We start from the raw sequence: 6,270 nt of genomic DNA on the forward strand, positions 1-6,270 counted from the left end.
TGATGGCGTCTGCCGGACACACCAGTGCGCAGGTAGGCGACTCGCAGTGCATGCAGACCTGCGGCGCGGTCTGCACCGAGCTGGCCCGATCGACATACTCGAGATGGATCATCGAGGTGCCACGATGCGTTCCGCACTCGGCGCAGGCCTGGACACAGGCCTGGCAGCCGATGCAGCGTGACGGGTCGACGATGAAGACGGGTTCCATGCGTTCCCCCAGTGGTAGATGGTCCCATCGTACCCACTCAGGGAGAGAATCGACCTCGGCTCTTCGCCTGAAGTCCGCCTCAGGCCGGTTGCAGATGCGCTCGGTCAGCGCACCGAGAGGCCAAGATAGTGCCGCATCACGAGAAGCAGCGCGCCCACGTTCCCCACGTGCACGCAGGGCAGCGACAGCTCCCCCTCGGTGGTCGCCACCCGCATCATGCCGTCGACCACGCTGACCTCGACGATCTCAGCGGCGGGAATCACCGCCTCTCCCGAGACGAGGGTGAAGATCACAGCCCCCTCCTGCACACGAAGCGAAGAGCAGTTCGGGGTGTAGACGGGGAAGGCGAAATGGGATTGCGGGCGTGAGAGCTCCTCGCGGGCACGCTCCACCGTGCGCAAGGTCCAGCTGCGCTCGGCCGCGCGACAGAAATCGTAGAGCCGTGCCTTTCCCGGAGCGCGGGGGCGGCCGCCGTCGGGTGTCGCGGGACACCTGCGGGAGAACCGCAGCATCTCTGCGCCGTCATGGCCATGCCACGTGTACGCGAATGTGATGCGACCCGGTGCGTGCGCGATGTCGACCACCAGATCGCGCGCCTGATCGAAGCGGAACACCGCGATCGGAGGGCGTCGTGGCGGCCAGAACCGGAACCGCACATCACAGAGGGCCAGCCCTCGATCGCCCACATAGGTCACGACCCAGCGAACCCCCATCGAACGCCACGTCGCCAGCATGGCGATGAGCACTGCAGGGATCCAGCGCAGCAGCTCGGTTCCAAGCGACGGGGCGAGCTCGTACCTGCGAAGGAACCAGGTCGACACGCCCCACGCCATCGCCCCCAGAAGAGCCGAGAGCGCCAGCGCACGCAAGAGGCGCTGAGCCAGGCCGTCACGCCCGACGCGCGCCGAGGAGGCGGCCGAGCGCACCGTTCCGATCTCTGGCGGGGGCGCAACGAACAGCAGCGCATCGTCGGCAAGCGGATCGCCGTGATGATCCTCCGAGATCCGGGAAGGCGCGGGCGGAGGCGCTGCAGCTTCCTTCGTCGGCGCGGCGGCGGGCGCGGAACGCCCCTCCCCCTGCGCGTCGAGCGCCGCGGGCCAGGCCGGCGGAGGCGTGGATGACACCGATGGGTCACGGGGCACGACCGGAACGAAGACGTTCGACGGCACCGGAAGGCGCACGGGAACCGTCGGAGGATCGATCAGCTTCCTGGATGCGCCGGGCAGCACGGTCTCCTCGCCCGCAAACGGTCTCTCCCCCCCCTCTGCATCGGCTTCGGCCCGATCGAGGAGCGCCCGGGCCTCGCGGATGGAGACCCGTACCGTGTTCGGAACCTGCAAGGGAGGAGGCCCTGCGTCGAGGCGCACCAGCACCGTGGGGGCAGGGTCCATCGGGGGCACGGCGTCGTCGGAAGGTGCCGGCGGCGCGACCTCTTCAGCGGGCACGGCTGCTGGGGCTTCCTCAGCGATGCCCGGCGCGCCGCACTGCATGCAGAAGCGATGGCCCTCAGCCAGGATGGCGGAGCACGCGGCGCACGCTCGGCTCGAGGCGTCGTGGCTCATGCCACGCCTCGCTTCGCCGTGCGGTCGCCCCACCAGGCGGTGACAATCCAGATGAAGGCGCCGGCGGCGAGCGCCACAGGCACGATGAGCACAGCCAGGGCCAGCGATCGCGTAAAATCGGACAGACCGCCGATGAGCACGGGCGAGAGCGCGTCCCCGAACAGGTGAATCGCCAGCGTGGTGGCCGCCAGCGCGCTGGCCCGCATGTCGGGCGACACCACGTTCACGATGAGGGTGTTGATGGGGCCGGTCGATGCGAACACGAGCAAGGCCGAGATGAAGATGGCAGCCAGGTAGACCCGCGAATCAGTGGCGCGCAAGGCGATGATAGTGGAAGGAACGGCCAGGAGACTCGTGATCCCCGACACCCACAGGTACGACAAGGGGGTGCGCCGCACGAAGGCGTCTCCGAGCCAGCCCCCGGCCAGCGTGCCGACCAGGCCGCTCACCGCCATGACGGCGCCCACGATCTCGGCCGCATTCTCGAGATGGCGCTCGCGCAACAGGAACGTGGGCAACCACACCGCCAGGCCGCCGATGGCAAACGTCCCCGCGGCGTACCCCGCCACCGTGAGCACAAAGAGACGGTTGCGCAGCAGTGCGCCGTAGATCGACGAGACCCCTTCCGCCGCAGCACCTGCCCCGTCATCTTCTTCACCCTGGGCACCCCGCTGAGGGTCAGGCAGGCGCATGGCGAGGAAGGCGAGCACGATGCCCGGGATGGCCGTGAGCAGAAAGGCGTGGCGCCATCCCCAGTGCGACCCCACGGCCCCACCGACGAGGTAGCCGAGCGCTGAACCGATGGGCACTGCCGCGTAGAAGACCGAGAAGACCCGACCTCTCACCTCTGGCGAGAACGCGTCTGAGAGAACGGCTGGCGCAATGGTGCCATAGGCGGCCTCTCCCACGCCCACGAACATGCGCGTGACCAGCAGCATCCCGAAGGTGGGCACGATGCCGGACGACGCGGTGGCAAGGCTCCACACAACAACACCAAAACCGATGAGCGCGGTGCGCGAGCGGGTGTCGCCGAGCCAGCCGAACACGGGCGAGAGCACCATGAAGACCACCACGAAGGCCGTCGTGAGAAGGCCGAGCTGGCTGTCATCGAGCCTCATGTCGTGCCGGATGGTCTCCTGCACCGCCGGCACGACGTAGCGATCGAGGTAGTTCACGAGATTCAGCCCCGTGAGAACGGCAAGCACGGCCCAGGCCTGGCCGCGAGAGATGCCGGGGGGGCGAGCGAGCCCATCGGTTGACATTGCGTGCGTCTACCACACGACCTGACTCGTCTCCTGGAGGGGGGGCGTTCAGCAGGGACGCCTTGTCGACCGAGCAGGCCCTCCCCAGGCCCGGTCGAAAGGACATGGAATGCTGCGAACCGCCTTCGTGCGCCTGCTCCGGCCCGTGCTCCACGCCTTCTTCTCGTCTGTCGAGACCGAGGGGGCGGAGCGCCTGCCGGCCGATGCGTCCATCGTGTTCGCCCTCAATCATCCCAACGGCCTGATCGATCCGCTCGTGCTGATGTGCGTGGCCCCTCGGCCGGTGAGCTTCCTGGCCAAGGAGCCGCTCTTCCGCATCCCGCTCCTCGGACGGCTGCTCCACGCCTTTGACGTGATGCCCGTGTACCGCACCATGGACAACGCCGATACCCGTCAGAACGTGGCCACGTTCGAGCGGGCACGCGCCATCCTGGGGCGAGGCGGCGCCATCGGCATCTTCCCTGAAGGAACCACCCACGGAGATCCGAGCCTGCGCCCCCTCAAGACGGGGGCGGCGCGCATCGCGCTGGGCGCGGCCGCCGACGGGAGCGGCCGCGTCACCGTCGTGCCCGCCGGGCTCTACTACACGAACAAGGGCATGTTCCGCAGCAAGGTGCTGCTCGTGTATGGCGCACCCATCCCCGTGCCGTGCGTCGAGATGGAGGGTGAACCTCCGCGAGAGGCGGTTCAGGCGCTGTCGCAGCAGGTTCGTGAAGGGCTCGAGGCAGTGACCCTGAACGCGGAAGATGCCGCAGCGGTCGAACAGGCCGCGCGGGGGAACCGCGTGCTCTGCGAGCCGGATGACACCCCTGGCGCACTGATGCGCGAGTTCACGCTGCGTCGGCTCTTCGTCGCGGGGAAGGCACGCCTGCGCGCGCTCGACCCCGCAAGGCTGACGGCCCTTGCGCAGCGCGCCGCCGGCTATGAGGCCGACGCGAAGGCGTGCGGCGTTCCTGCCGAGCTTGTGGGAATGACGCCTACCGCGCTCGAGCAGCGTCGCGGAAACACGCTGGCGATGGCCCTCCTGGCGCTGCCGGCGGCGCTGGGCACCGTGCTCAACTGGCCCCTGTACCGCTTCATCGGATTTGTGTGTGACGGCCTCCTGGCCCCCCGCGACGGCACCGTGGTGTCGACCGTGAAGCTGGGCATCTCCCTGGTGGGCTATCCCCTGCTGTGGCTGGCGGCCGGGGCCGCGGCAACGAAGATGGCAGGGGTGAAGGAAGGGCTGGCGGTACTTCTCGCCTGTCCGGCCTGCGGCTGGAGCGCCGTGATCTTCCAGGAGCGTCTCGCCCGCCTGCGCGAAGGGGGCGCCCTCGAGAAGGTGCGTCAGCGCAACAGCTCGGGGTATGCGCGCCTATGCGAGGAGCGAGACGCCATACGCGACCAGATCAAGGCCGCGGGCGAGCTGACCGGCGTCACTCCCCCCTCCGGACCCGTGCCGTCGTGACGGACCACATTCCAGCGAAGGATCAGAGAACATGGCCATCCTGGTGACCGGCGGAGCGGGATACATCGGCAGCCATGCCGTGGCCGCGCTCCTCGAACGTGGCGAGGAGGTGGTGGTGGTCGACGACCTGCGCACCGGCCATCGCGAGGCGCTGCTCACAGATCGGTTCTATGAAGGCGACATCTGCGACGATGGGCTGCTCGATCGCATCTTCACCGAGCAGCGCGTGGAAGCGGTCATGCACTTCGCCGCGCTCTCGGTGGTGGGCGACAGCGTGCGCGAACCGCTGGCGTACTACGCCAACAACCTCGTCGCCGCGCAGCGCCTGGTGGCCGCCATGCACCGCCATGACGTGACGCGCATGGTGTTCTCGTCCACCGCGGCGACCTACGGGACGCCGGCGGTGATGCCCATCGTCGAGAGCACCCCCACCGTTCCCACCAATCCCTACGGGGAGACCAAGCTCGCCGTCGAGCGCATGCTCGGCTGGTGCGAGGCGCCCTGCGGCATACGCTCGGTGAGCCTGCGCTACTTCAATGCGGCGGGAGCGCATCCGGTTCGCGACCTCGGGGAAGACCATCGCCCCGAGACCCACCTCATTCCCATCGTGCTCCAGGTCGCCCTCAGACAGCGCCCCCACGTCACGGTGTACGGCGACGACTATGACACGCCCGACGGCACGTGCGTCCGCGACTACGTTCACGTGGTCGACCTGGCCGACGCCCACGTGCTCGCGCTCGAGCGGCTGCGTGCGGGTGGCCCCTCCACGGTGTACAACCTCGGCAGCGGGAAGGGGTTCAGCGTGCGTGAGGTGATCGACTCCGCCCGCACGGTCACGGGCGTTCCCATCGCCGTCGAGACGGGCGCGCGTCGCCCGGGCGACCCGCCTTCACTGGTGGCCTCGGCAGATCGAGCCTGCGCAGAGCTCGGCTGGCAGCCGCGCTTCACCAGGCTCGACGACATCATCCGGTCGGCATGGCGCTGGCACCGCACCCACCCAGAGGGATACCGAACAAGGGTGAAGCAGGGCGCATGAGCGCGTTCGACCCTTCCCCCACCGCGCACGAGACCCACGCGGTGACAAACCAGCCTCCACTCCTTGTCGACTACGACATGTTCTCCAGCGACACGGTGCTGCGCGAGGGCGTGACGCGCGAGGGCGCGGCCTGGGCGACCGACGAGCTCACCCGCTTCGGCACGTCGATGGGCTCGGCGGAGATGCTCGACCACGGGGTTGCCGCGAACCGCAACCCCCCGGTGCTTCACACCCACGATCGGTTCGGCAACCGCATCGATCGCGTCGACTTCCACCCGTCATACCACGCCTGCTTTCGCGCAGGGGTCGAGGGAGAGGTGCACGCCCTTCCCTGGAACCGCCCTGGGCCTGGCGCGCACGTGGCCCGCGTGGCCAAGCACTACATGCTCTCGCAGGCCGAATCGGGCGTCTGCTGCCCGCTGACCATGACATTTGCCGTCGTGCCCGCACTTCAGATGCAGGCCGATCTGGCCGCGCTGTGGATCCCGCGGGTGACCGCGACAACCTACGACGCACGCTATCGCCCCGCCGCCGAGAAGGCCGGCGCCACCATGGGCATGACCATGACCGAGAAGCAGGGCGGGTCCGATGTGCGCGCCAACACGACCCGCGCCGTGCCGCAGCGCAGGAGCGGACCGGGAGAGCCGTATCGCCTCACGGGGCACAAGTGGTTCGTGTCGGCCCCCATGAGCGACGCCTTCCTGGCCCTGGCGCAAGCACCGGGCGGGCTCTCGTGCTTCCTGGTCCCCCGCTGG

At 68.9% G+C, this 6,270-nt stretch carries 6 protein-coding genes; 3 read left to right on the plus strand and 3 right to left on the minus strand.

Translation table 11 applies throughout. The annotated features are described in order from the left end of the window. The 3 genes from EB084_17420 to EB084_17430 all read right to left on the minus strand — a co-directional run. Positions 1-208: 4Fe-4S dicluster domain-containing protein (locus EB084_17420; GenBank protein NDD30038.1), on the minus strand; the 208-nt coding region annotated here is incomplete at its 3' end. A 104-nt stretch (positions 209-312) separates the two neighbouring features. Next, positions 313-1,770, minus strand: a complete 1,458-nt coding sequence (locus tag EB084_17425) for a hypothetical protein (GenBank protein NDD30039.1) — start codon at positions 1,768-1,770, stop codon at positions 313-315. Beyond that, the gene (locus tag EB084_17430; protein ID NDD30040.1) at positions 1,767-3,032 is read right to left on the minus strand and encodes an MFS transporter; all 1,266 of its coding nucleotides are present in this window, start codon (positions 3,030-3,032) and stop codon (positions 1,767-1,769) included. The genes EB084_17425 and EB084_17430 overlap by 4 nt, the downstream gene beginning before the upstream one ends. A 109-nt stretch (positions 3,033-3,141) precedes the next feature. Here EB084_17430 and EB084_17435 point away from each other — a divergent pair, with 109 nt between their 5' ends. The 3 genes from EB084_17435 to EB084_17445 all read left to right on the plus strand — a co-directional run. Further along, positions 3,142-4,479: a hypothetical protein gene (locus EB084_17435; protein NDD30041.1), complete on the plus strand. Its 1,338-nt coding sequence runs from the start codon at positions 3,142-3,144 to the stop codon at positions 4,477-4,479. A gap of 31 nt (positions 4,480-4,510) precedes the next feature. Then, a complete protein-coding gene (gene galE, locus EB084_17440) occupies positions 4,511-5,515 on the plus strand; it encodes a UDP-glucose 4-epimerase GalE (GenBank protein ID NDD30042.1) in 1,005 nt (334 codons plus the stop codon). After that, the coding region (locus EB084_17445) for a DNA alkylation response protein (GenBank protein NDD30043.1) at positions 5,512-6,270 on the plus strand (759 nt) is incomplete at its 3' end. The genes galE and EB084_17445, both read left to right, overlap by 4 nt.

The organism is Pseudomonadota bacterium (assembly GCA_010028905.1).
Taxonomy (GTDB): Bacteria; Vulcanimicrobiota; Xenobia; order RGZZ01; family RGZZ01; genus RGZZ01.